The sequence below is a fragment of the Streptomyces sp. NBC_00846 genome (assembly GCF_045207325.1).
Taxonomy (GTDB): domain Bacteria; phylum Actinomycetota; class Actinomycetes; order Streptomycetales; family Streptomycetaceae; genus Streptomyces.
Genome location: NZ_CP108846.1, coordinates 6,525,870 through 6,548,065 on the forward strand (window position 1 = coordinate 6,525,870; position 22,196 = coordinate 6,548,065).

Annotated in this window: 17 protein-coding genes and 2 pseudogenes; 8 read left to right on the forward strand and 11 right to left on the reverse strand. The window is 69.0% G+C overall.

Translation table 11 applies throughout. From position 1 onward, the window contains the following. Positions 1-117 precede the first annotated feature (117 nt). The 7 genes from OG936_RS30025 to OG936_RS30055 form a co-directional block, all read right to left on the reverse strand. Positions 118-984, reverse strand: coding sequence for an NAD-dependent epimerase/dehydratase family protein (locus OG936_RS30025; RefSeq protein WP_406498947.1), 867 nt, complete (start codon positions 982-984; stop codon positions 118-120). A gap of 26 nt (positions 985-1,010) precedes the next feature. Beyond that, positions 1,011-3,233: an FAD-dependent oxidoreductase gene (locus OG936_RS30030; RefSeq protein WP_406498948.1), complete on the reverse strand. Its 2,223-nt coding sequence runs from the start codon at positions 3,231-3,233 to the stop codon at positions 1,011-1,013. 12 nt (positions 3,234-3,245) lie between these two features. Beyond that, positions 3,246-5,537: a hypothetical protein gene (locus tag OG936_RS30035; protein ID WP_406498950.1), complete on the reverse strand. Its 2,292-nt coding sequence runs from the start codon at positions 5,535-5,537 to the stop codon at positions 3,246-3,248. 95 nt (positions 5,538-5,632) lie between these two features. Then, positions 5,633-6,511: a carbohydrate ABC transporter permease gene (locus tag OG936_RS30040; protein ID WP_406498951.1), complete on the reverse strand. Its 879-nt coding sequence runs from the start codon at positions 6,509-6,511 to the stop codon at positions 5,633-5,635. After that, on the reverse strand, positions 6,508-7,458 hold the full coding sequence (locus tag OG936_RS30045) for a carbohydrate ABC transporter permease (RefSeq protein WP_406498953.1): 951 nt from the start codon (positions 7,456-7,458) through the stop codon (positions 6,508-6,510). Before OG936_RS30045 ends, OG936_RS30040 begins: the two co-directional genes overlap by 4 nt. Before the next feature lie 7 nt (positions 7,459-7,465). Then, a complete protein-coding gene (locus OG936_RS30050) occupies positions 7,466-8,806 on the reverse strand; it encodes an ABC transporter substrate-binding protein (protein WP_406498955.1) in 1,341 nt (446 codons plus the stop codon). Positions 8,807-8,925: 119 nt separating this feature from the next. After that, a complete protein-coding gene (locus OG936_RS30055; RefSeq protein ID WP_383755265.1) occupies positions 8,926-9,927 on the reverse strand; it encodes a LacI family DNA-binding transcriptional regulator in 1,002 nt (333 codons plus the stop codon). A gap of 235 nt (positions 9,928-10,162) precedes the next feature. Between OG936_RS30055 and OG936_RS30060 the strand changes: the two genes are divergently transcribed. The 6 genes and pseudogenes from OG936_RS30060 (at position 10,163) to OG936_RS30085 (ending at position 17,885) form a co-directional block, all read left to right on the forward strand. Continuing rightward, positions 10,163-11,305, forward strand: a complete 1,143-nt coding sequence (locus OG936_RS30060; protein ID WP_406498957.1) for a mandelate racemase/muconate lactonizing enzyme family protein — start codon at positions 10,163-10,165, stop codon at positions 11,303-11,305. Positions 11,306-11,547: 242 nt separating this feature from the next. Next, positions 11,548-13,698, forward strand: coding sequence for a DUF6351 family protein (locus OG936_RS30065; RefSeq protein ID WP_406498959.1), 2,151 nt, complete (start codon positions 11,548-11,550; stop codon positions 13,696-13,698). Positions 13,699-13,868: 170 nt separating this feature from the next. Then, entirely contained in the window at positions 13,869-14,759 is an 891-nt protein-coding gene (locus tag OG936_RS30070) for a hypothetical protein (RefSeq protein ID WP_406498961.1), read from the forward strand. 42 nt (positions 14,760-14,801) lie between these two features. Continuing rightward, positions 14,802-15,162: pseudogene (locus tag OG936_RS30075) on the forward strand (transposase family protein); the annotation flags it as partial. Positions 15,163-15,228: 66 nt separating this feature from the next. Then, on the forward strand, positions 15,229-17,037 hold the full coding sequence (gene ggt, locus OG936_RS30080; protein ID WP_406500663.1) for a gamma-glutamyltransferase: 1,809 nt from the start codon (positions 15,229-15,231) through the stop codon (positions 17,035-17,037). Positions 17,038-17,183: 146 nt separating this feature from the next. Continuing rightward, positions 17,184-17,885, forward strand: coding sequence for a glycoside hydrolase family 75 protein (locus OG936_RS30085; RefSeq protein ID WP_406498962.1), 702 nt, complete (start codon positions 17,184-17,186; stop codon positions 17,883-17,885). Between the two features lie 9 nt (positions 17,886-17,894). On the opposite strand, the gene map is transcribed toward OG936_RS30085, so the two are convergent. Further along, positions 17,895-18,662: a type I methionyl aminopeptidase gene (map, locus tag OG936_RS30090; protein ID WP_406498964.1), complete on the reverse strand. Its 768-nt coding sequence runs from the start codon at positions 18,660-18,662 to the stop codon at positions 17,895-17,897. Between the two features lie 41 nt (positions 18,663-18,703). Here map and OG936_RS30095 point away from each other — a divergent pair, with 41 nt between their 5' ends. Next, a complete protein-coding gene (locus OG936_RS30095; protein ID WP_266749864.1) occupies positions 18,704-18,973 on the forward strand; it encodes a helix-turn-helix domain-containing protein in 270 nt (89 codons plus the stop codon). 87 nt (positions 18,974-19,060) lie between these two features. Here OG936_RS30095 and OG936_RS30100 read toward each other — a convergent pair whose 3' ends face one another. After that, on the reverse strand, positions 19,061-19,705 hold the full coding sequence (locus OG936_RS30100; protein ID WP_406498966.1) for an NAD(P)-dependent oxidoreductase: 645 nt from the start codon (positions 19,703-19,705) through the stop codon (positions 19,061-19,063). A 93-nt stretch (positions 19,706-19,798) separates the two neighbouring features. On the opposite strand from OG936_RS30100, the gene OG936_RS30105 reads away from it, so the two are divergent. Continuing rightward, the gene (locus OG936_RS30105; protein WP_406498967.1) at positions 19,799-20,194 is read left to right on the forward strand and encodes a winged helix-turn-helix transcriptional regulator; all 396 of its coding nucleotides are present in this window, start codon (positions 19,799-19,801) and stop codon (positions 20,192-20,194) included. Positions 20,195-20,239: 45 nt separating this feature from the next. Here OG936_RS30105 and OG936_RS30110 read toward each other — a convergent pair. Next, a pseudogene (locus OG936_RS30110) lies at positions 20,240-20,536 on the reverse strand ((2Fe-2S)-binding protein); the annotation flags it as partial. 147 nt (positions 20,537-20,683) lie between these two features. Then, a complete protein-coding gene (locus OG936_RS30115) occupies positions 20,684-21,952 on the reverse strand; it encodes an aminotransferase class I/II-fold pyridoxal phosphate-dependent enzyme (protein ID WP_406498969.1) in 1,269 nt (422 codons plus the stop codon). Positions 21,953-22,196 lie beyond the last annotated feature (244 nt).

Sequence of the window (22,196 nt, forward strand, 5' to 3'; positions counted from 1 at the left end):
AACGGCGGCCGGGTGCCGTGTTGGTGGAGTCGTCGTGGATGTCACTCGGTACGTCACTCGGACTCGGGAAACGTCCTGTTCTCTCCCATCTGCGAAGGTTCGGCGGCCGTCGTGAGCTCAACTCGGCGGAACCGCCCCGTGACCGAGGAGATTCTGTGCCGTGAACCCCAGCAGTCTGCGCGCGGCCGAGGTGTCGACCGGCGCCGCGCGACCCGGCAGCGGGCGCCGCAGCACGGTGGTGGGGTGATAGCGGCGCAGCAGTTCCTCCGTCGGGTACGGCACGATGATCTCGGGGGCGCAGAGGTGTACCGCGTGCGCCGCACGACCGGGTACGTCCAAGGCCAGCAGCGCGGCCCGCGCCGCGTCATGGACCTCTAGGTACGTCCACAGGTCCCTTGCCCCCGCGGCCGGGTCGGCCGTGAGCCGGTCGGCGTGGGCGTGCAGCCGTTCCTCGAATCCGCCCACGTACGGATAGCGCAGGCACACCACGCTCATCCCGTGCCGCCGCGCCATCATCTGCGCTGTCAGCTCGTCGACCTGTTTGGACAGACCGTAAGGGTCGGCAACCTGGGAGGCCATCGCCTCATCGACCGGTGCGTACGGCGGATGCGGATCCTCGACGTCCGTCCAGGGCAGGCCCGTGACACCCCAGGAACTTGCCACCGCCGCATGCCGGATCCCGGCCCGGCCGGCCTCCTCCAGGACGGTGAAGGTGGAGAGGCTGTTGCCCGCGAAGACCTCACATGCGGTGTTGCGCTCGGGAGTCGGGATCGCCGCCAGGTGGATGACCGCGTCGGCGCCCTCCAGAGCCGCCCGCACGGTCTTCGCGTCGGCCGCGTCACCGGTCACGACCAGGCGCGCCGCGAGATCACCGGGATCATCGAGGACCAAGGCGTTCGCCTCGATCCCGCGCTCGGCGAGCAGCGCGAGGACCGCTCGCCCGATCCGCCCGGCGGCCCCGGTGACCATCGCTCTTTCGACCATTCAGTCACTCTCCTGCGTCGGTGCTTCTACTCGTAGGCGCGCACGGCGACGACGTGCGCCGACGCCGCGCCGTTGGTGGCTTCGACGACGATCCGGATCGCCGATGTGGTGACCGGCTCCGCCGGCGTGTGCGTCTCGCGTCGCCGCCGATTCTGCGCCGCACGGGCGATGACGCGCCAGGCGCCGTCAGTATCCAGTGCCTCGACGCGGTAGTCGCGAAGGAGGGTGGGGAGGGTGTCGAAGGGCGTGCGGTGGTGGTGCAGGTTGATCAGGTCCTCGTTGACGTCGTCGTCGGCGATGACCTCGATCCGGCCGAGGGTGACCGGTTCGGGCCAGGCCAACTCGAGCCAGGGGGAAGGGACGTCCGCCAGTGGTGCGGAGACCCACATGTGCGGTCCCGCGTACGGGCGGGCATAGCCGTCGGTGGCCTTGGCGGGGGAGTAGGCGGCGGTCTCCCCCGTACGGAGGCAGAAGGTGCGGCGCAGCAGACCCATGTCCGTCCACTCGCGCAGCGGCTGCGGCGATTCGTCCGACGGGCGCAGCGGGACGCGCGTGAAGCACAGGACGCCGGGGGTCGGGCGGTCGGAGCGGTGCAGAGCGAGGGCGTCGTTGGCGCGGACTACCAGGAAGGCGTTGCGCGGGGTTTCGGGAGACCAGTCCAGGCCCGTCTTGAGCCACTGCCGGGCACCGGCGGCGACGGGCAGGGTGGTGGAGGTGACGAGGCGGCGCGGGACGTAGTTCTGGCCAAGTTCGGGGTCGTACAGATCGATCACGATCTCGGTGTCGCGGTCGGCGTCGACGAGCAGTTCCACCCCGGAGAGGTCCGGGGCAGCGGGGAGGACGAGTCCGGCGTCCGCCGCGAGCGGCCATAGCTCGTCGGAGTCCTCGACTGCCAGGCTGCTCAAGGTGGACGATGCCGTGGCCGTCGCTCGCAGGGCCAGGTCCTCCGGGTCCGTCGAGGCGAGGCCGATGAGCGAGGCATCCTGGCGCAGCAGCGCCCGGTGCAGCTCGGGTACGGGGAGTTCGCGCGGGGTGACATCTCCGGTGGCGCAGAGCGCCGCCGCCGTGCCGGCCGCCTGTCCGATCGTGGCGCAGGTCGCCATGACGCGGGTCGAGCCGAAGGCGACATGGCTGGCGGAGATGTTGCGCCCGGCGAAGAGCAGGTTCTCGGTGTTCACCGAGTAGAGGCTGCGGTACGGAATGTGGTAAATGCCGTCCGCGTAGAGCTGTCTGGCCCCTGCCTCGGTGGCGAACATGCCCTGCGGCGGATGCAGGTCGATCGACCAGCCGCCGAAAGCGACCCGGTCGGCGAACTCGGTCTGGCCGAGGATGTCGCCCTGGTGCAGGACGTAGTCGCCGAGGAAGCGCCGGTACTCCCGTTTACCGGGGACCGAGCCCACCCACTCCAGGGTCATGTTCGCCGCGTCGAACTCGCCGGAGTTCTTGATGTGGTCCCAGATGCCGTGGATCACCGACCACAGCTCGTCGCGGATGCGTTCGTTGTCGTGGACGGTGTCGAGCTCGCCGCCGAACTCGATCCACCAGTACGCACAGCCGTTGTCGCCCGCCTTGATGATGCGGCGCTGCGGGATGGAGGTCCGGGTGATGTCCTTGGCGAAGTTGGGCGGCACGAATTTGACCGGGTGACCGGCATCCTTCGTATAGAAGAGGAGAGTTGAGCCCAGAGTGATGTCGTCGGCCGTCTCCGGAGCCCATGCCTCGTCGTACTCGGCGCGCGATTCCCGGCCGATGCGGTGGTGGGCGCCCGCCAGGTGGCCGATCAGGCCGTCTCCCGTGCAGTCGAGGAAGAGCGAGCTCTCGAAACGTATCCGCCGCTCCGAGCCCATCATCCAGCCGGTGACCGAGGTGATCCGCCGGGCCTCGTCCGGACCTTCGGCGTCGACCTCGCGCACGTCGGTGTTGAGGTAGAGCGTGATGCCGGGCTCGGCGCGTACGGCGTCCAGGACCACGGCATCCCAGTAATAGGGGTTCCCGTCTGGGTTGCGGAACTGGTTCTCCACGAGCAACTCGCCCATGATGCCGCCCTCACGGGCATGGTGATTCTTGCCGTGGCCGGTCGCTCCGCACACCCAGACCCGGACCTCGCTGCTCGCGTTGCCGCCGAGCACCGGCCTGTTGTTGATCAGCGCGACGCTCCGGCCGAGCCGGGCCGCGGCGATCGCCGCGCAGACCCCGGCCAGGCCGCCGCCGACGACGGTGATGTCGTGCTGTGCGGTTTCATTCCTCATGTCGTACGTCACTTACTTCCAGTCGGGATTGGCGGCGAGACCGTAGTAGATGCGCGGGGCGCCGTCGAGGGTCAGGGTGATCTTGCCTCTGGAGGCTTTCAGCGAGCGCTCCTGGCCGATGCAGTTCAGCTCCCGCACTCTGCCGTTGACAGTCTCCGATTGGGCCACGACCTCGGTCTTGGTCGTCCAGGTGTCGATCCATGGCTCGGGCGATGCGTACCAAGGATCCTCGCCGTGATCGGAGTTGAGGATGTATCCGTCCTTGCGGCTCCAGATGATCGACACCGGTCCGCCGGGAGTGGTGAAGAGGAGCCCCTTGATGTCCTGGTCCGCGAAGGCGAGATGCCGGACGAACTCGGCCTCGTCCAGGACCCGGGCGGCGGTCGCGAAGGCGAGGAGCGAGGGCTTGGCGCTGGTGTCGCGGTTCGTCAGGCCGTAGTGGTACTCGGGGTTGGCCGGGTCGGCCTCCTGGGGGTGGTGGATCACCGAGTCGTGCAACTGGTACCAGTTGACGGCGCGTACCTTCTCGGACTTGGCGAGAGCGAGCGTGAGCAGCGTGTTCTCGGCGGCGTGCCGGTAGGTGTCGCTCCACCACGCGTTGGGCCGGGTCGGTGCGTACGCCTCGGTGAGCCACAACTCCTTGTCGCCGCCGTACTCCTCCAGGACCTGGTTCGCTTTGCGCAGTGCGCCGAGGAAGTTCCAGTACGAGCCGGACGACCCCTGCGTCCACTCCTCGGGCGGCGGCGCGAAGTCGGGCGTGAAGTTGCCGCGACCGGGGTGGAAGGCGAAGGCGTCGATGAGGTCCCAGCCGCCCGCGTCATGGAAGTTCTTGGTCCATACGTAGTCCATGCCGCCGAGGCCGGCGTTCATGACCTTCATCCGCGAGCCCGCCGCGTCGAGGCGCGTGGTGACCTGGCGCAGACCGTCACGGACGTAGGCGTCGGCGCCGCGGCCCGACATCCAGGGCTGGTTGACCTCGTTGCTCACCTCGAAGTACGCGGCCTGGGCGTCCAGAGCCTTGGCGACGTTCGTGTCGGCCCAGGCCGCGATCTGCTCCGGACTACCGCCCACGGGGATGCCGCTCAGCTCCACGTTGTGCCCGATGCCGTTCGCGTCCAGAGTCGCGATGTCGATGCCCGGGGCACCCGCGTAGGCGATGCGGATCCACTTGATGCCGAGCGTCCTGACCAGCCCGAGTACTGCGTCCTTGCCGGGCTTGAGTAGCCAGGGGTAGTTGGCGAGGCCGAACATCGACTCCTTGCCCGCCTTGTACGCGAACTCCGGGAGCACGCTCAGATTCGTGCGGGCCAGCGCCTTGTCCTTGCCGCTGACCGCCTCCACCTCGGTGAACACGATGTTCTGCGAGGGCGAGGTCAGGGGGAAGGAGGCGTTCCAGGCGGTGCCCGCCGCGAGGCTCCTGGAGAGCGTTCCACCGGCGATCTTCCTGCCGCCGAAGTCCCGCGCCCACCAGGTGAGTGTCACCGTCCTGGCCGCGGTGGAGCCGTTGACGACCTGTGCCTTGAGCGTCATCGTCTGCCCGGCCGCCTTGTAGAGGTTGAACGGCTGGTCGGTCCACACCTCCACGCCGAGGGGCCTCTTGGCAGCGAGCGCTCCCGCCCCGCGCGGCCGCAGATCGCCGAGGACCAGATCGGCCTCGGTGACCGCGGTGCTCGCGCCGGTCGAGGTGCCGGGGGAATGGACCCATGTGGCGTTCGTGCTCGCCGGGTTGGTGGACGAAAGGCAGAAGAAGCCCTTCGATCCCGCCCACGTCTCCACGTACGCGCCGCCCGCGTTCACCTCGTACGGAATGCCGCCTCGGGCGTCCCGCTCCCAGACGGTCAGCGCTTCGTACGACTCCGCCGCGCTCGCTTCGTACACCGTGCGGGAGAACATGAAGCCGGCCGGTGTGAGCGTGCTGGAGCCGCTGACCTCCCACTTCATGTGTGCCTTGTGAGGGGTGACGTCGAAGGTGCCGCGCACCGTGACTCCGGACGCGCCGCTCGCCATCGTGTACGTGACCTGAATCGCGGGCCGCCCGTCGGGGAGCGTGATCCGGGCGGGCGTACCGCCGAAGGTGCGCTGCTGGCCGAGCGCGGTGTCCTTGATCATGAAGTGGTTGAGCAGGATGCGGTCGGCGCCCGCACCGTCCTGCACGAGGACGCTGCCGTCGCTACGGCCGACCAGGGTGATGCCGTCGGCCTCGATGGTGACCGGGTCCGCGGCGTACGCGGGAACGGTCGGCAGCAGTGCGGCGCCGGTGGCGACGGCCGTGCCTTGGATGAATCTGCGGCGGGCGACTGACATGGAGGTGCCCTTCTCTTGGTCGGGGTGTTCCGGATGCTCCGAAGCGGAAGGTGTGGTGGGGGAGTTGAGGGCTCGGCCGTTGGCTCCGGTGGAACTCAGCCCTTGACTCCGGTGAAGCCGAGCCCGGCGACGATGTACTTCTGGCAGACGACGAAGACGAGCACCGGCGGGGCGACGGCGAGCACCATCGCGGCGATCAGCTGGTCCTGTGGAGCCTGCGTGGCGAGCTGGGCGAGAGCGACGCTGATCGGCTGCTTCTCGGGGTCGGTGATGGCCACCAGCGGCCAGATGAAGTCCTTCCAGGAGTGCATCACCGCGAGCAGACTGATCACGGCGAGCACCGGCTTGCTCATGGGCAGCACGATCTTGGTGAGCAGTTGCCAGGTGCTTGCCCCGTCGACCCGCGCCGCGTCGAACAGCTCCTTCGGCAGGGCGTCGAAGAACTGCTTGGCGAGTAGCACCGTGAAGGCGTTCGTGCCGGCCGGCAGCCAGATCGCCCAGTAGGTGTCGCCCAGGTTGAGATGGAGGAACGGCACATCGATCACGGTCATGAAGAGGCTGACCATGTTCACCGTGTACGGCACGAACATCGTGGCGAGGATCGCCCCGTAGACGGCCTTGCCGAACCTCGGCCTGAGCACCGATAGGGCGAAGCCCGCCGTGGCCGAGACGAAGAGCTGCACGAACCACGATCCGCCGACCACCAGGAAGGTGTTCATCAGATAGCGGCCGACACTCAGATCGGTGTACGCCGCCGAGAAGTTACCCAGGGCCGGCCGGTCCGGCCAGAGGGCCAGGGGCTGAGTGGTGAGCTCGGTGGGCGTCGAGACCGCGCCCTTGACCATCCAGTACAGCGGTCCGATGCCGATGAGCAGCAGCAGGATCAGGGTGAACACCTGGATGGAGCGCACTGCGGCGCGTACGCCGGGGCGTTGGCGGTCGTTGGTGGAGACGAAGGTGGCGAGCGTGGTCATGACGTGCTCCAGCTGCGGGTGGCCCGCAGATACACCGCGGAGAGCAGGGCGAGGGCGAGCACCATCAGGAACGAGAGTGCGGCGGCCTGGCCGTACTCGCCGTCCTGGAAGGCGTACCGGAAGATCAGCAGCAGGACCGTGAGGGTGGAGTTCTCCGGTCCGCCGCCGGTGAAGACGTACGGCTCGGTGAAGACCTGCACCGTGTTGATCAGCTGGACGAGCAGCAACAGTCCGATGACCGAACGGAGTTGGGGAAGCATCACATGCCAGATCCGCCGCCAGATCCCGGCGCCGTCCACCTCGGCGGCCTCATAGAGTTCGCCGGGGATCCCGACCATCGCCGCGAGGTAGATCAGGACGGCGCCGCCCATGCCCGCCCAGGTGGCCTCCAGGACCAGCGAGAGCATGGCGCTGTCGGAGGACTCCAGCCACGAGTACGGGCCGAGCCCGACCTTGCCGAGGACGTTGTTGAAGAGCCCGCTCCCGGGATCGTAGAACCACTTCCAGAGCAGGATCGCCACCACTGGCGGGATGACCACCGGCAGATACACCAGGAAGCGGTAGACGCCCGCGCCGCCCCGCACCGTCGACATGATCGCGGCCAGGACCAGCGGCGCCGGGAAGCCGATCAGCAGGCCGAGGACCACGAAGAACAGGGTGTTCCCGACGGCGGTGCCGAGCAGCGGATCGTCGAACAGGGTACGGAAGTTGTCCAGGCCGACCCAGACCGCGGGCTCGACGAGGTTGGTCTTCTGGAAGCTGAGCAGCAGACTGCGCACGATCGGCCACCAGGCAAAGAGGCCGAAGACCAGCAGCGCGGGGACGAGGAACAGCCAGGCCGTGAACTGTTTGCGGGAGCCGGTGCCACGCTGCCGCTGCGGCAGGGTTTGCGGCACGGGCTCCTTGGCCACAGCGGCCGGGCGCCGGGACGGAGTGAGCAGGGCCATGGGCCGGCTACTTCTGGTCCGCGGCGAGCTTGGCATTGACGTCCTTCTCGGCCGAGGCCAGCAAGGAGTCGATGTCGGCGTCGCGCTTGGTGAGCACAGCCTGGACCACCGGGTCGAGCACGGTGTACAGCTTCTGCGCCTGGTAGGGCGGCTCCGGCTTCAGGTTCAGCGTGGAGAGACCGTCGATGTACGGCTTGAAGTTCTGCAGCTTCACATTGACGTACGGCTTGATCGCTGCGTCGATCTCGGTCTGCCGTTTTTTGTCGAAGACCGGAAGCGTAGGCACGCCCACCGCGGACTTCGGGTCGGCAGAGAGCGCCTTGGCCTGCTCGGCGGCGATGTCGGTGCTGTACTGCGGCTTGGCGTAGGCGAAGGTCAGCCACTCGACGGCCGCTGCCGCATGCTTCTTGTCGGCGGACTTCGGGACCATGTAGATGTCGCCGCCGGTGAGTGTCGCATCGCCGCCGGACTGCGGCATCGGGGCGACTCCGAAGGCGTCGGTGTTCTCCATGCCGAACTGCATCTTCGCCAGTCGGTACGTCCCCGGGCTGCCCATGAACATGCCGACCTGCCCGGCCGCGAACTGCTTGATCACGTCGTTCTGATTGTTGAGCAGGGTTTTGCCGAGCGAATCGTCCTTCCAGCGCATGTCCTTGAGCAGCCGCAACCCCTTCTTCGTCGGCTCCCCGGTGAGCGTGGCAGTGTACTTGCCACCCTGCTCCTGCTCCAGCTCGCCACCGAAGGCGTACGACAGCATCGTCAGCTGCCAGCCGCCCTGGTTGTCCTTGGACTCGTGGACGAAGCCCGCCTTGCCGGTACTGTCGCTGATCCTCTTGGCGGCTGTGCGGACTTCCGCCCAGGTGGTCGGCGGTCTGTCCGGGTCGAGGCCGGCCTTCTCGAAGAGCTCGCGGTTGTAGACCAGGCCCTGGGCGTACGGATTCTGCGGTACGCCGTACACGTCGCCGGCGCTGTCGGTGAGCGGCTGGAGGACCTGAGGGTTGAACTCCTTGAAGTGCTTCCACTCCTTGAGCTGCCCGGTGATCGGCTGCACCTGCTTCTGCTGGATGAGCCGCTGCGGCTCGGTAAGCGGCACCTTGATGACGTCCTCGACATTGCCGCCGGACAGCTTCGCAGAGAAGGTCAGCGGGTCGAAGACCGTGGTCGAACCCTTGACCTTGATGCCCGGGTTGGCCTTCTCGAAGTCGGCCACCTGCTTCTTGAACAGGGCGACCCCCGGCTTGTCGGTGGCCGGCGGCATGCCCTGCACCCGCAGCACGAGATCGCCGTCCCCGCCGGCACTGCTCGGGGTGAGGGAGGAACAGCCCGCGAGGGTCGCGGTCAGCGCCATGCAGCCAAGTATGGCCGCGCAGCGGGAGTTTCTGGGCATAACGGCTCCAAGAAGGGCAGGAGTGGGCTCGGTGCGGCGTCGTGCGGTGCTTTGCTCGTTGTGGTGGTGTGCGCTGTGGATCAGTGGGCGGGTGCGGGGCCCGTCGAGGCGCGGGGGATCAGGCGGGAGCCGATCTCCACGAAGGGGGAAGTGACTTCACGTCCTTGTCCAGCACGGCCTGTTGTGTTCGCGATCGTCTCGATCAGGAGGTCCCCCGCGCGCGTGGCGATCTCTTCGGGGTCGATCCTGATCGTGGTGAGGCTGGGGGTGGAGACGGAGGCGAGCAGCGTGTCGTCGATGCCGATGACGCTGACGTCGCGCGGCACGCTCACGCCGAGGTTGGCCATCTGGTGCAGCACGCCGAGGGCGACCAGGTCGTTGTGGGCGATCACGGCCGTCGCGTCGTGGGCGGCGACGAGTGTGGCGGCATGCACGCCCGTCTCGAACCGCGGCTCGTACGGGCCGAGCTCGGACAGGGAGAGGTCGAGCGCTTCGAAGGACTCCTGGATGGACTTGCCGCGGCTCAGCTCGGCGCGGGACGCGTTGATGAAGACGCAGCGCCGATGGCCGTACGCCTTCAACTGCTCGGCGGCCTGTGCGATGCCGGCGGACAGTGAGATCCGGACCTCGGGGATGCCCGGCACATGACGGTTCACCACCACCAGCGGCATCTGGCCCGCGAGTTCATGGAGCCGGCCCTCGGTGAGGGTGGAGGCCCACAGGATCAGGCCGTCGACCCGCTTCGATACGGCCGCGATGGCGGCCAGCTCGTCCGCCTCGCGCTCGTCGCTGTCGGCGACCAGGACCGTGTAGCCCAGGTGCCGGGCGCGGGCCTGCATCGCCTTGATGATCGGCGGGAAGAACGGGTTGGCGATGTCCGGGACGATCAGGCCGAGTGTTCCGGTGCCGCCGCCGCGCAGTGAACGGGCCGCCGGATTGGGGGAGTAGCCGAGCTTGGCCGCGGCGTCGAGGATGCGCTGCCGCGTTGTCGGCTGCACCTGGTCGGGTGCGGTGAACGCACGGGACACCGTCGACACCGAGACTCCCGCGGCGCTCGCCACCTCCCGGATCGTGACTGCCACGGACGGCCTCCTCGTCGTCTTGAGCCGGGGGACCCCGGTCGTCTCGCATCTGGATCCTGCGAATGCGGTTGATGTTTGCGAACGTTCCCATGGCATGTCAAGACGTGTGGCAGGACTATTTCATCGAGGAAGACCTTCTGGATGCACGGGTCTTGCGCTTCGACTCGACTGCTGTCGATGATGTGTTCTCAAGAACAGCGCTGAAATTGCGGGAACGTTTTCATAGAGGAGTGGAATGAAGATCACCGGCCTGGAAGTGCTGACTCTCCCCGACCACGGCGACAGCATGATGCTGGTCGTGGTCGACACCGACGAGGGCATCCACGGCCTGGGCGAGGTCGGCATCAGGTCACGCCAGCGGGCGGTCGCGGGCGGTCTCGAGCACCTCGCGGAGCTGATCGTCGGCGAGGACCCGCGACGGATCGAGCACCTCTGGCAGGTGATGTTCCGGCGCGGGTTCTTCCCCGCCGACCGCATACTCGGCGCCGCCATCGCAGCGGTGGACGTGGCGCTTTGGGACATCCGCGGCAAGGCGCTCGGCGTACCGGTGCATGAACTCCTCGGCGGCCGGGTGCGTGATCACATACCCGCCTATGTGCATGTCGGCGACGGCTACCACGACCGCGCGTGGTTCCTGGACCGCTGCCGCGACCTGGTCGCCGAGGGCTGGCGTCATCTGCGGTTCGCCTCGCCGCACGACGCCGACGGCACGCTCGACGCCCGCCGCTGCCTGCGCGACTCGGTCGACCTCTTCCACCAGGTGCGGGACGCGGTCGGCGACGAGGTGGAGCTGATCCTCGACGTCCATACGCGCCTGGATCCGCCGGAGGCGCTGACCCTGTGCAGGGAGATCGAGGCGGCCCGCCCGTACTTCGTCGAGGACCCACTGCGCTGTGAGAACCCGGACAGCTACCGCATGCTGCGGGCCCGCACCGGCGTACCACTGGCCGCAGGTGAGCAGTACGGCTCCAAATGGGAGTTCAGGACACTCATCGAGGACGACCTCATCGATTACGCACGCGTGGACGTCGGGGTGGCCGCGGGCCTGACCGAGGCGAAGAAGATCGCGGCGATGGCGGAGACCCACCACATCAAGCTCGCTACCCACAACCCGCTCGGCCCGGTCACCGCCGCTTCCTCGCTCCAACTCAACCTCGCCTGCCCCAATGTGGCGATCCAGGAGCACCAGACCGATCCCGATCCGGCCATCGCCGCCCTCTTCACCGCGCGGCCGACGATCGGGCCGGGGCGGGTGGAGCTGAGCGAACTGCCCGGCATCGGCGTCGACATCGACCGGGAGGCGGCGCGCCGGTACCAGGCCGCGGCGGCCGAGCGCCCGCACCTGCGCACGGCGGACGGGGCGTTCACCAACTGGTAGCCGGGCAGGGCCGGTCGGCCGCGCGGGCCCGCCCCCTGCGGAATCGAAAGCCGCGTACAACCCGTGTGTCCCATCCGGTACCGAACAGGACGCCGGACAAGGAGCGGGTCCCTTCCGGTTACTGGCTGGGAAGCCGCACACCATGACAACGGGGCATTCGCATCACCGTCCCGGCGGGCCCACAGCCCGTGTCTGCACACTGAGCACGAATTCCGACTCCAGAAAGTGAGGCGAGTTCCGTCGTGTCGTTCACAGGAGCCGCGAGGCCGGTCGAACTGGGCCTTGCCGGCATAGCGTTCATGGGCGTGCTGGTAGGCGCGTCGGCGACGCCGGCCGGCAGCCAGGAACGCCAGAAGCTGCAGGTGACGGCCGTGTCGTCGCGGCCCGGCACGGTATCGGGAGACGACGCCCTGATACGTGTCGAGGTGCCCGTCTCCATAGCGGCCGACAAAGTCCGGGTCGAGGTGGAAGGCCGAGACGTGACCTCGAGCTTCCGGCCGTCCGGCAACAACGCGCTGATGGGCGTGGTGAAGGAGCTGTCCAAGGGTGACAACAGGCTCACGGCCAGGGCTCAGGGCGCGGACGCCGGACAACTGACCCTGAAGAACCACCCCATCACGGGGCCGGTGTTCGCCGGGCCGCACGAGCAGCCGTTCGTCTGTGACACCGCCGAGTTCAAGACGGTCACCGGCGGCACCCTCGGGCAGCCGATCGACAAGGACTGCTCGGTCAAGACCCGCGTCGATTACATGTATCGCACCACAGCCGGCAAGTTCGTTCCGTTGCCCGACGAGAACGTCCTTCCCGCCGACCTGGCGACCGCCACGACGAGCGCGGGCAAGAAGGTGCCGTACATCGTCCGCGTCGAGACCGGCACCATCAACCGCGGCATTTACGAGACGGCCGTGCTGCACGACCCGAAGTCCGCCACCCCCGACCCGCTGCAGCGTGGGCCGGGCTGGAACGGGCGCCTCGTGTACGGCTTCGGCGGGGGCTGTAACGGCGGCTGGTACGTCCAGGGCCGCAACACCGTCGGCATCATGAACGACACGTATCTGAGCAAGGGCTACGGCGTCGCATCGTCCACGCTGAACGTCTTCGGCAACAACTGCAACGACCTGCTGGCCGCTGAGACCATGAGCATGGTCAAGGAACGATTCGTGGAGACGTACGGCGACCCGGTCTTTACCATCGGAAACGGCTGCTCCGGCGGCTCGTACCAGACCCACCAGATCGCCGACAACTACCCGGGTCTGCTGGACGGCATCCTCTCCGGCTGCAGCTTCCCCGACGTCGGCTTCGGGACGATTCAGACGCTCAGCGACGCCCAGCTCCTGAACCACTACTTCAAGGACGTCGCGCCGGACGCTTTCACCAAGGACCAGCAGAAGGCGGTCTCCGGGTTCGGCAAGTGGGAGAGCATCGGCAGCCTGGCCAGGGCCGGCGGCCGTATCGACCCCACGGTGTTCTGCCCGCCCCAGCTGCCCCAGGGGCAGCGCTACGACCCCGACACCAACCCGGACGGTGCCCGCTGTGACGTCTACAGCCACACCGTGAACGTCTACGGCGAGGTACCGGAGACCGGGAAGGCGCGCAGGCCGCTCGACAACACCGGTATCCAGTACGGACTTGAGGCCCTGAACAAGGGGACCATCGACATGGACCAGTTCATCGACCTGAACCGGCGCATCGGCGGCCTCGATGACGACGCCAAGCCCGCCGCGGAGCGCACCGTCGCCGATCTCAAGGCGGTACGGACGGCCTACCGCACGGGCCGCATGCTGAACGGCGGTGGCGGCCTCGCCGACGTTCCGATCATCGACTACCGCGACTACACGGACGACGCGGCGGCCGGCGACATGCACATGCGCTTCCACTCCTTCTCCACCCGGGCGCGCTTGGACAAGGCCAACGGAACCCACGCCAACCAGGTCATGCTCACCCGCTCCAGCGGGCACGGATTCACTCTCGCGGGGATGCTGTCCGACATGGACCAGTGGCTCACCGGTATCAAGGGAGACTCCGGCAACGACGCCCCCATCGAGAAGATCGTCCGCCACCAGCCGCAGGGTCTCACGGACGCCTGCTGGACCCGTGGCATCGGTGCGAAGAAGATCGCGGAGCCCCAGGTCGAGGGCATCGACAACACCGAGTGCAACACCCTCTACCCGGTGTGGACATCGCCGCGGATGGTCGCCGGAGCCGATGTGGCCAACGACATCGTCAAGTGCCGCAAGCGTCCCGTGGTCCGCTCCGACTACCGAGTGCCGGTGACCGACGGCCAGTTCGAGAATCTGAAGGCGATCTTCCGAACCGGTGTCTGCGACTGGTCCCAGCCCGGGGCGGGTCAGCAGGGCCTCGCCGGTACATGGCTCTCCTTCGACCCGAAGTGACGGGATCGCGGCAGGTGAGCCAGGACGGGGGCGGGTGCGACCTCCCGCTTTGGTGTCACTGATGGTGAGTTCCCGCGTTCGTCCAGGTCAGCACCTGTTTCCGGTCCGCTGAAGCAGCGTCACCCCTCCTCTCCTCCCCTCCTTGTCGTCAGTGGGGGAGGAGAGCATCGATGCGCTATGCGGCAACCCTGGCCAGCACCGCCGAACGTGAGTTCCTCGCCCTGGCCAAGATCGGCCGTGACGGACGCGAGATCGGCATGGACCGCCGCGACATGCTCGACCTGGTCCAGTTCGACCGACGAACCCACCGCATCCTGCCCAACGGCTACCGTCTCCTGCCACCCACCCGGTCCTGCGACAAGGGGAACGCCTGCCACGGCTGCGACCACTTCGCCACCGACCGCACCTTCCTCCCAGACGTCCAGCGCCAGCTTGTCGAAAGGCAGGCGCTGGTCGCCACCCGGCAGGCTCGGCATGCCGAGCGCTACGGCGAGCCGATGAGCGAGGCCAACGTCTGGCTGGAGCAGCACATCGCGGAGATCCGCAGCGTGCAACCGGAGATCACCGCCCTGGAAGCCCAGCCTTCCGATAGCCCCGCCGCCGTCCGCGGCGCCCCGATCGAGGCGCTCCGCTCGGCCGCGCGGCCCGTCAGCCGCCCCCACCTGCGCCCCATCGCCGGGGCGGGCCTGCTCGCCCTCAGCATCAGTATGCTGGCCTCCCTCGCCGCCTGCGCGAAGGACGCCTCCGAGGAGAACCTGCGCAGCGCGACGCTCGGCTGCGGCCTCCTCATGATCGCCCTGATCACGCTTGCCCCGTTTCTCGCCCCGTCGGCGATCCGGCTGACCGGACGCTTGACCCGCCGGTTCGGCATCACCGGCCACCTCGCCCAGCGCAACGCGAGCGGGAAGTTCAGGGCCTCCACCAGGGGGCCAGCTTCTTCGAGGCCCTCCAGGCCGAGGTGCTTGGCCAGTCCCGGACGGGCTGTCAGTGAGCGTCTTCAGAGTGGCCACCGATGGGGTGACGGCGGCGAGGACGCAACGCACGAGGCACCCGTGCCGTGAGGGAGGTGTTCGAAGTCTCAACTCATCAGCGCAGGTGCCTCGTTGGTCTCCTGTCCTGCCGCACTCGACCTGCCTCATGCGCTGGTCGAGTGGGGCACCATGCTCATCGTCACCCGCGAGGGTGACCGCCGCTGCAAGCTCCCGCCGCACCAACGCGCGCTCGTCGGTGCGGTGTACCTGCGCAAGCACGACACCCTGGCCCAGATAGCCGCCGGCTTCGGCATCTCGGTCGGCACCGCCCACGCCTACACCACCGCGGTGATCGCCTCCTGGCCGCCCGGGCACCCGGCCTGCTGACGGTCCTGCGCGAGCACGAACCGGAGTACGTACTGCTCGACGGGACGCTCGCCGAGTGGACCGTGTGGGCAACGGCCGGGCAGGGCGACCGGCATCGGGTTCACGGGTGGTCCTGACGGGGCGGGGGGCGCGGCGTTACCCTGCGGCGGACAATCCTTCACTGGAGGTGCGCATGCGACGTCCCGTCGCGCGGTATGTGTCGTTGCCGGTCGTTCTCGCAGCTGTCGTCACGATGGGGGCGGCGGCCCCGTCCTCGTCCGCACCCCCGTCCCAGCCACCGCCCAAGTCGCCGGTGGCGGTGGGGTACGGAGGGGCGGTCTCCAGCGTCGACGCGGATGCGTCGGCCGCCGGCATCGAGGTGCTCCGCAAGGGCGGCAACGCGGTGGACGCGGCGGTGGCGACCGCGGCGGCGCTCGGTGTGACCGAGCCCTACTCCTCGGGTCTCGGGGGTGGCGGCTATTTCGTCCACTACGATGCCAGGACGCACGCCGTGGAAACGATCGACGGCCGCGAGACCGCACCGCGCAGTGCGGACTCCTCGCTGTTCCTGGAGAACGGAAAGCCGCTCGCCTTCGACGACGCCGTCACCAGCGGACTCGGCGTGGGCACCCCCGGTACCCCGGGCACCTGGGCGACCGCGCTCGACGCCTGGGGCAGCAAATCGCTGCGGCAGGTGCTGAAACCGGCCGAGCGGCTCGCCAGGGACGGCTTCGTCGTCGACAGCACGTTCCGCTCGCAGACCGAGGGCAATCAGGCCAGGTTCGCCGACTTCCCGGCGAGCCGGAAGCTCTTCCTGCCGGGCGGCCAACTGCCCGTGGTCGGCTCGGTGTTCAAGAACCCCGATCTGGCGCGTACGTACGAACAGGTCGGCCGCGAGGGCATCGACGTGCTGTACAAGGGCGAGTTGGCCGACGATGTCGTGCGGACCGTACGCAACCCGCCAGTGGACCCGAAGGCCGGCCGGGTTGTACGGCCCGGCGACCTCACGGCCAAGGACCTGCGGTCCTACCGGGTGCTGCGGCAGGCGCCGACGAAGGTCGGCTATCGCGGCCTCTATGTGTACGGCATGGCGCCCTCCTCGTCCGGCGGCACGAGCGTCGGTGAGGCGCTCAACATCCTTGAGTCCACCGACCTTTCGAAGCTGAGCGAGGCGCAGTACCTGCACCGCTACATCGAGGCGAGCCGGATCGCGTTCGCGGACCGCGGGCGGTGGGTCGGCGACCCGGCGTTCGAGGACGTACCGACGCGGGGGCTGCTCAGCCAGCGGTTCGCCGACTCGCGGGAGTGCCTGATCAAGGACGACGCGGTGCTGACGAGCCCGCTGGCGCCGGGAGATCCCAGCCACCCGGCCGACTGCGCGACCGGTGGCATGGCCGTCCCGACGACGTACGAGGGGGAGAACACCACCCATCTGACGACCGCCGACAAGTGGGGCAACGTCGTCGCGTACACCCTCACGATCGAGCAGACGGGCGGCAGTGGCATCACCGTGCCGGGGCGCGGCTATCTGCTCAACAACGAGCTGACGGACTTCTCGTTCGCTCCCGCCAACCCGGCGGTCCACGACCCGAACCTGCCCGGTCCGGGCAAGCGCCCGCGCTCGTCCATCTCGCCGACGATCGTGCTGAAGCACGGTGAGCCGGTGCTGGCCCTCGGGTCGCCGGGCGGTGCCACGATCATCACGACCGTACTGCAGTCGCTCATCGGCACGGTCGACCGCGGGCTGCCCCTGGTCGACGCCATCGCGGCGCCGCGCGCCAGCCAGCGCAACTCGGCGACCACGGAACTCGAACCGGGGCTGTGGAACAGCCCGGTGCGGGCACAACTGGAGTCGTTGGGGCATGCCTTCAAGCTGAACCCGGAGATCGGTGCGGCGACGGGGGTGCAGCGGCTGCCGGACGGACGGTGGCTGGCGGCCGCCGAGAAGGTGCGCCGGGGCGGGGGCTCCGCGATGGTCGTGAAGCCGAACGACCGTACCTGATGCTCTGTCAATAACCGTCTGTGCGGGGCTGGTTCATCGCGATGTCTCGCGAGGGGCCGGCCCCGCGGTCTTGACGAGGGCATGACTCAGGGGTCATCTCGGCTGCGTCGGTAAGGAAAGGTTCCTCATAGAAGGGCACCCCCACTGTGCGTACTCGAACGCTCGCCCTCGCCGCCGCCTCCGGCGCCGCCCTGCTCGTGGCAGCCACGCTGACGCCCGCAGCCGGGGCCGGCATCAAGGAGGGCTCCGTCAGTGCGGCCGAACTGCCGGCCAAGGTCACCTCGTGTTCGCGGATATCCAACGGCAAGTACCGTACGGACGAGGAGACTTCGGCGACCGTGCCGGTCTGCGGCAAGAACGGTGCGGTGTTCTGGAAGGCCGACATGGACATCGACTGCGACGGTCAGGTCACCACCGCCTGCAACGAGAACACCGACCCGTGGTTCCAGGACGACGCGGCGTTCCACACCTCCGGCGACCAGCCGCTGAGTGCCGAGAAGCTGCCGTACGTCGTCATGCCGAGCAGCAGCAGCATCTGGAACTACAGCAATGCGGGGATCAAGGGCGGTGGTGTCGTCGCCGTCATCTACAACAACAAGGTCGAGTACGCCGTCGTCGGCGACACCGGCCCCAGTAAGATCACCGGCGAGGCCTCGTACGCCACCGCCAAGGCGCTCGGCATCGACCCCGACCCGGAGTCGGGCGGCGCCGAATCCGGCGTCACCTACATCCTGTTCAAGAACTCCCAGGTGTCGCCGATCGAGAGCCACGGCGCCGCCGTCACCGCCGGTGAAGCGCTTGCCAAGCAGTTCATACAGAACAACTACGCGTGCGGGAGCCGGGGGTGATTGGGGTGATCACAGTTCGGTCAGGATCCGCGGACCGTCGTCGGTGATCGCCACCGTGTGCTCGGCGTGCGCGGCCCGGCTGCCGTCGGACGTACGCAGTGTCCAGCCGTCCCGGTCCGGATGGAACGCGTCGTTGCCGCTGCCGATCAGCATCGGCTCGATCGCCAGCACCATTCCGTGCCGCAACGGCATGCCGCGACCCGGCCGCCCCTCGTTGGGGACGGCCGGGTCCTCGTGCATCGACCGGCCTACGCCGTGGCCGCCGAACCCCTCCGGAATGCCGTAACCGGCCCGGCGGCACACCGTGCCGATCGCATGAGCGATGTCACCGATCCGATTCCCGACGACCGCCGCCGTGATTCCCGCCTCCAGTGCCGCGAACGCCGTGTCGATCAGCCGGGTGTCCGTCGGCCGGGCGCGCCCGACGGTGAAACTGATCGCCGAATCGCCCGCCCAGCCGCCGAGCGTCGCGCCCGCGTCGATGCTCACCAGATCACCGTCGCGCAGCCGCTGGTCGGTGGGGATGCCGTGCACGATCGCGTCGTTGACCGATGCGCAGATCACGGCGGGGAACGGAGTGGGGGCGAAATGCGGCCGGTAGTTCAGGAACGGCGACCCGGCGCCCGCCTCGCGGAGAACCTCACGGGCCACCTCGTCGAGTTCGCGCAACGAGACGCCGACCGCCGCCGCTTCCCGTACGGCCGTCAGCAGCTGCGCCACGACCCGGCCGGTCTCGCGCATCGCTTCGATGGATGTGTCTGTCTTGAGTTGCACCATGCCAATTACTATACCGGTCGAGGCGGTATTAGAATGACGGCATGGTACGAACGCCCCTCACCCCGGAAGAGCGCCGCCGCGGCGAACGACTCGGAGCGCTGCTCCGCGAGGCGCGCGGCGGGCGCAGCATGGTCGAGATCGCGGCGAGTGCCGGAATCTCCGCCGAGACGCTCCGCAAGATCGAGACGGGCCGGGCCCCGACCCCCGCGTTCTTCACCGTCGCGGCGCTGGCCGGGGCGCTCGGGCTCTCGATGGACGAACTGCTCACGCGCTGCGCCCCGGAGCCGGATGCGGTGCCGCTGGCCGGGTAGGGGCGCGTGTTCCGCGCGTGTTCCGCACTGAACCCGGGGCGACCGCCCCGGGTTCAGTGCGGGCCGGTGCGACCGACCGCCGCGGGCTCAGTCGGCGACCGCAAGCTGGATCCGCCGGTGGCGCGGGTTGTCGATCTCGTCCAGCAGCGCGACCGCCAGATCGGGATGTGAGATGTGCCCGGTGCCGTCGAGCAGGGTGCCCCGTGCGCTCCGATAGGTGCCGGTGCGCGGCCCGGCCGCGTCCAGGTCCATCGGCGGCACCACCATGAGCCAGTCGAGCCCGCCGCCCGCCGAGACGAGCGTGTCGAACTCGGCGGCGTGCCCCTGCGAGAAGACCCGGTACGGCTCCGGGAAGTCCGGCGCGTCCATCACTCGTACACCCGGTGCGGTCTCCAGCGTCGAGGCGATCCCGAGCGTCACCAGGCGCCGCACCCCAGTCGCCTCCAGACCCGCGACGAGGGCCTTCGCCGCAGCGACGAAGAACTCCTCGGACGGGACGTCCAGGCGCGCCGACGCGTTGATCGCGGCGTCGTGCCCGGCCGCGATGGCGGCCACCGACCCGGGATCGGTGGCGTCGCCGCGTACGACGTCGACCCCCGCGCCGGCCAGGCCCCGGTGACGGTCCGGGTCGCGGACGACGGCGGTCACGGTGTGCGTGCGGCGGACGGCCTCGGCCACCGCGGCCCGCCCGACCCGGCCGCCCGCACCGAAGACGACGATCCTGCTGCTCATGGGAACTCCCGGCTCTCGTACGGCATCTGCCGCAACGGACGGTAGGACGGGACCCCCTGGTTACTGCAAAGGTACTGGGCTAATTTCGGAAGGATGAGAGAGCCGTTGCCCGCCGACATGTTCGCCGACCCCGGCTGTCTGAGCCGCATCCAGCCGTTCCGGTTCGCCGGCAAGTGGTCCGCCATGGTGCTGCGCTGTCTGGCCGGCGGGCCACGCCGCTTCGGCGAGCTGCGGGTACCGATGCACTTCGTGACCCCGAAGGTCCTCACGGAGACGCTGCGGGCCCTGGAGCGCGATGGCCTCCTCACCCGTACCGTCCATGACGAACGGCCGCGACGGGTGGAGTACGAACTGACCCCGCTCGGCCGCTCGCTCCTCGGCCCGCTCAACACCGCCTGCGACTGGACCCGGCAGCACCTGCCCGAACTGCTCCGGGCCCGCGAGGAGTACCGGCCCGACCGGCCCGCTACCGCCCGTGAAGAGGCGTAGGGGCCCCGTTCGGTCGGCGGGCTCCGAGGCGCGGCCGTGCACCGCTCAGGGCACTTCCGCACCGTCGCTCCGCTCGCTCCGGCCGGCCCGCGCTCCGTCCTGGTCCCGAGGCGGCGGGTAGAACCGCCGGGCCCAGCGCCGGAACGGGCCGATCGGACCGTCACCGGGCGCGAGCCGGGGCGGCTGCTGGTACTGCTTGTGGTTTCGGACCGGAAAGTCGGCGGCGGTGAATTCGCGACTCGACCGGAAGACGGCGCCATTCAGCAGCCGGGCGGCGGTTCGGCTCAACACCCGTGCGAGCGGGGCCGGCAGCCGGGCCGGTTCCGCGAACGCGACGCGGTTGCGCCGTATCCCGTCCGAACGCACGTGCCGTCGGGGCCGAACGCGAAGCAGTGGAAGGGGCAGACGAGATCGTCTCCGTCGACCTTCGCCGGACTGCCGGGGCGGGCGGCCGGCCCACCGGCCTCGACCCGAACTGCACGTACGTCCCTACCGGGCCTGCTGCTCGTATCCCACGAGACGGACGCAGACGGCGAGTCCCTCGATCGCCTGCTCCAGCTCCGCGAGTCCCGGGTAGCTGGGCGCGATCCGGATGACCGCGTCGCGCGGGTCGTCGCCGTACGGGTGGGTCGCTCCGGCCGGGGTCAGCACGATGCCCGCCTCGCCGGCACGGCGGACGACCTCCGCGGCGCAGCCGTCCGGCACTTCGAGGGTCACGAAGTAGCCGCCCCGGGGGGAGGTCCAGGTCGCCAGCCCGGTCCCGCCGAGCTCGGCCTCCAGGATCCGGGCCACCGCCTCGAACTTGGGCTGCAGCAGGGCGCGCTGGCGCTCCATATGGGCCCGCACCCCGTCGGCGTCCCGCAGGAACAGCACGTGCCGGAGCTGGTTGACCTTGTCGGGGCCTATCGACCGCTTGGCGTTGTTGCCGAGCAGCCACTGCACGTTCGCGGGCGACGAGCCGAAGAACGCGACACCGGCCCCCGCCGCGGTGATCTTCGAGGTGGAGCCGAACACGAAGGCCCGGTCCGGATTCCCGGCCCCGGCGCAGGCGGCGAGCAGGTCGGCGATCTCGACGGGCTCGTCGGTGAGGTGGTGAGCGGCGTAGGCGTTGTCCCAGAAGATCCGGAAGTCGGGTGCTGCGGTGCTCATCGTGGCGAGCCGCGCCACGGTCGCGTCGCTGTAGCAGATGCCGTCCGGGTTGCTGTACTTCGGTACGCACCAGATGCCCTTGATCGCCGGGTCCTCGGCGACGAGCCGCTCCACGGTCTCCATGTCCGGGCCCTCGGGAGTCATCGGCACCGGGATCATGTCGATCCCGAACCGCTCGCAGAGCGCGAAGTGCCGGTCGTAACCGGGCACCGGACACAGGAACGCGATCCGCTCCTGCTCCACCCAGCGCGACTTGGCGCCCGGCACCACGCTCAGCAGTGCGTGCACCAGGCAGTCGTGCATCAGCTCAAGGCTGGAGTTCCCGGCCGCGAGCAGCTGCCCGACCGGCACCTGGAGCACCCCGGCGAATATCTCCCGGAGCTCCGGCAGCCCCTGCAGCCCGCCGTAGTTGCGTACGTCCGTTCCGTCGGCGGCGGTGTGCCGTCCGCCGGGCAGGCTCAGCAGCTCCTCGGAGAGGTCGAGCTGCTGCGGTGCCGGCTTGCCCCTGGTGAGGTCGAGCGAGAGCCCGAGTCCCGCGAGGTCCCGGTAGTCCTGACGGGCCCGCTCGAGGCGCCCGGTCAGGGTGTCGGGGCTCAGCTCGGTGGTCATGGTGGTTCCTCTCACAGGTGCCGTGCAGACGGGGTGGTGCCTGCCGAGAATACAAACCGGCGCGCGGGACCGGTCCGGGAGCAGGTCGCCGTACGGCCTCGGGCGGCGCGCGCATGTGGACCGCACGGGTGTGAAACATGATCGACTCCGCCGGTTCACGGCGATGGTCTTGCCCCGCTGTGTGACGGGGCTTACGTTCTCCTCTACGCACGTGTCTACGGGCGTAGAAACGCGTAGAGGCTCT